This window comes from Tunicatimonas sp. (assembly GCF_049647865.1).
Lineage (GTDB): Bacteria > Bacteroidota > Bacteroidia > Cytophagales > Cyclobacteriaceae > Tunicatimonas.
Map to the genome: position 1 here is coordinate 1 of NZ_JBARYM010000117.1, position 2,827 is coordinate 2,827.

The following is a 2,827-nucleotide window of genomic DNA, read 5'->3' on the forward strand; positions in this document are numbered from 1 at the left end:
ATATTACCCCAATGGCCCTTCCTACTGGGGAAACGGGGGTGTAATCGCCATAACCAACTGTAGATAAGGTTACGATAGTAAACCAGAATGCATCGGCCAAGTGGGTAAAGCCCGTGCCTTCTTGATCGCGCTCAACCCAATATAACAAATAAGTAACAGCAAAATACGCTACTAAAGCTAATCCTAGTATGTACCAGTTCTTTCGTTGCTGGGTAGTCATAGGTTGTCTATAAAACTTTTTTTAGAATCAACGAAAATATCAATGCAAGCCTTACTACGGTTTTATTCGCTCGGGATGATCAGTCACAAAGGCTTTCCAACTTTTATTGTGCCGAATGGGAGATGATTTCTGATAGTGGTGACAAAGCGCTACGGCCAATGCATCGGTAGCATCGTTCAATTGATTTTCTTGCAATAAGGGGTTTCCTGAATCTAATAGGCTTCCTAGCATCTTGCAAACCTGCTCTTTAGATGCATTACCGTTACCCGTTACCGACTGTTTTACCTTGCGGGGGGCGTACTCAGTTACAGGGATTTGCCGACTAAGTGCGGCTGCCATTGCCACACCCTGAGCGCGGCCTAGTTTAAGCATAGACTGCACGTTTTTACTATAAAATGGGGCTTCTAGTGCCATTTCGTCAGGGTGGTAATCGTCGATTAGGCTGGCTATGCGATCAAATATCTTTTGTAGTTTAGTCTGGTAATGAGGGTACTTGCGCAAATGAATAATGCCATATTGCATTAATGTAATGACAGTAGCACGAGGCGGACAGCTACGAATGCAGATAATTCCGTAGCCCATTTCGTTGGTGCCGGGGTCAATGCCCAGTATGATTCTCTCGCTATCAGATCGTTGAGCGATCGCTGGTTTGGTGTTGGTCATCCTGCGGCTAAATATAGAGATTTTTTTAAATATGAAATGCGAAACATGAAATGCGAAAAACGAAACCTGCTTCTGGCTAGGTTAATAAGTAGTGATTAATGACTAATAACAATTTAACAATCAACTATTTGGCCGAAGAACGATCAGACTACTGAGCATTTAAACAATTCAATCATTCCCTCACTCTTTTCGGTCAACCCTATTACCTTTGCACCCATTATTTATGGAGGTTATTTTTGCTGTTTTTGTGTTGGTTTACTGCCTGTTAATAGTCCGATTTCACTATTACTGGCTACAAATTCCTGTATTTCAACTCCGGCCAAATGAGCTTTCTAAGCAGACTCCACGCGTATCAGTAATAATTCCAGTACGCAATGAAGCCCGACATATTGTGTCGTTGCTTCAAGATCTAGAACAACAATGGCTCGGTGCTCAGAAAGTATTTCCTAAAAATTACTGGGAGGTAATTGTGGTAGATGATGCCTCCGAGGACGAAACTGCTGCTTTAGTACAAAATTTTATGCACCAAACTGAGTTAGCAATTGCCTTAATCTCATCAGATGTAAGAGTGAGTAATCGTTCGCCTAAAAAACAAGCTATTTGGCAGGGCATTCAATCTTCGCAGAGTGAATATATCATTACTACCGATGGTGATTGTCGCGTAGGGCCTTACTGGCTACTAACCTGGTTACAGTTTCTTCAGCAAAATCGCCCAGCTTTGGCAGCAGGGGGAGTGACTTATCATCGGGAAAAATCGTGGTTTGAACGGTTACAAACTATCGAGTTTGCTAGTCTAATTGGAATGAGTGCCTCTAGTATTCAAGCCCAGCAACCAATAACGTGCAACGGGGCAAATCTGGCTTTCTCTCGTGAGGCTTTTCAAAAAGTAGGAGGATACCAAGAGCACTGGCACGTTCCCTCTGGCGATGATGAGTTTCTTCTTCATGCTGTTTTTCATCAGTTTCCGAAAGAAGTTTTATTTCTAAAGAACCCCGAGGCGGTTGTGAAGACTTACGCTAAAAGAACCATAGCCTCATTTGTACAACAGCGAAAGCGCTGGGCCGGAAAATGGAAAATGCATAGAGAATCTCAAGTAGTGTTATTGTCTCTATTAGTTTTTGTATTTCACCTATGTTTTCTCTCGAGCCTAATTTATTTTGCGGCCTGGGTTAAACTAGATTACTGGTTGGTGGGTTTGTTAATTTTAAAAATAGGGGTAGAGTGGGCTTTTTTAAAATCAGTACTACGATTTTTAAAGAAAGAAAGAGGTTTGATAAACCTTTTGCCGCTGCAATTGCTTTATTCGGCGTATTTTGTGATCATTGGATTAGTAGCCAGTGGTGGGAGCTATACCTGGAAAGATCGTAAACATCATCAGCATGACTGATCAGGAATTTGATGTGCTTGACGAATTGTATTTTGTTATTCCCTTTGAAGAGTTGCTTGAGGCGGTTGATATGGAAGAGGCAGAATTATACTCAATCTTGAAAGAACTGTTAAAGAAGAAATGGGTTAAGTGCTACCGCGATCATTCCGAAGAGCTACTCCCTCACGAAGTAGAAATTGATCACCAGTATAAAGAGTATTCCTATCTTGCTACAAAAATCGGATTATTGGCGCATAATGGAAGATGAGCCTATATTTATCCGCTTCGGACAGAGATTCCGAAGTTAGTTAACCCATTGTTAGTTATAAATATGACCCTTGATCGTTCTGTACCGCCCCCCTCGCAACCTATTCGTCACGTTCAGCTTAGCCAAGCCGAAACACACTATTTATCGAATGGCGTACCGGTGTACTACATTAATGCCGGAAAAGAACCAGTAGTTGGAATTGAGCTACTACTTCCGCAGGCTGGTACCAAACATGAATCGGACCTAGGTAGTAGTTTTTTTGCGATTAAAATGCTCGCCGAAGGAACCCAGCGCCGAACAGCATACTCTA

At 42.1% G+C, this 2,827-nt stretch carries 4 protein-coding genes and 1 pseudogene; 3 read left to right on the forward strand and 2 right to left on the reverse strand.

Annotation, left to right across the window (positions count from 1 at the left end; translation table 11 throughout):
- The coding region (locus WBA23_RS03800; RefSeq protein ID WP_424580918.1) for an ion channel at positions 1 to 220 on the reverse strand (220 nt) is incomplete at its 3' end.
- Positions 221 to 274: 54 nt separating this feature from the next.
- Complete coding sequence (ruvC, locus tag WBA23_RS03805; protein WP_424580919.1) at positions 275 to 883, reverse strand: crossover junction endodeoxyribonuclease RuvC; 609 nt, start codon at positions 881 to 883, stop codon at positions 275 to 277.
- 208 nt (positions 884 to 1,091) lie between these two features.
- On the opposite strand from ruvC, the gene WBA23_RS03810 reads away from it, so the two are divergent.
- The 3 genes and pseudogenes from WBA23_RS03810 to WBA23_RS03820 all read left to right on the forward strand — a co-directional run.
- A complete protein-coding gene (locus WBA23_RS03810) occupies positions 1,092 to 2,270 on the forward strand; it encodes a glycosyltransferase (protein ID WP_424580920.1) in 1,179 nt (392 codons plus the stop codon).
- A complete protein-coding gene (locus WBA23_RS03815; RefSeq protein WP_424580921.1) occupies positions 2,263 to 2,517 on the forward strand; it encodes a transporter in 255 nt (84 codons plus the stop codon). The genes WBA23_RS03810 and WBA23_RS03815 overlap by 8 nt, the downstream gene beginning before the upstream one ends.
- A gap of 63 nt (positions 2,518 to 2,580) precedes the next feature.
- Positions 2,581 to 2,827 (forward strand): annotated as a pseudogene (locus tag WBA23_RS03820) (insulinase family protein); the annotation flags it as partial.

Coding starts and splice junctions, on each gene's coding strand:
- ruvC (WP_424580919.1), bottom strand. CDS start 883: ATGACCAACACCAAACCAGCGATCGCTCAACGATCTGATAGCGAGAGA.
- WBA23_RS03815 (WP_424580921.1), top strand. CDS start 2,263: ATGACTGATCAGGAATTTGATGTGCTTGACGAATTGTATTTTGTTATT.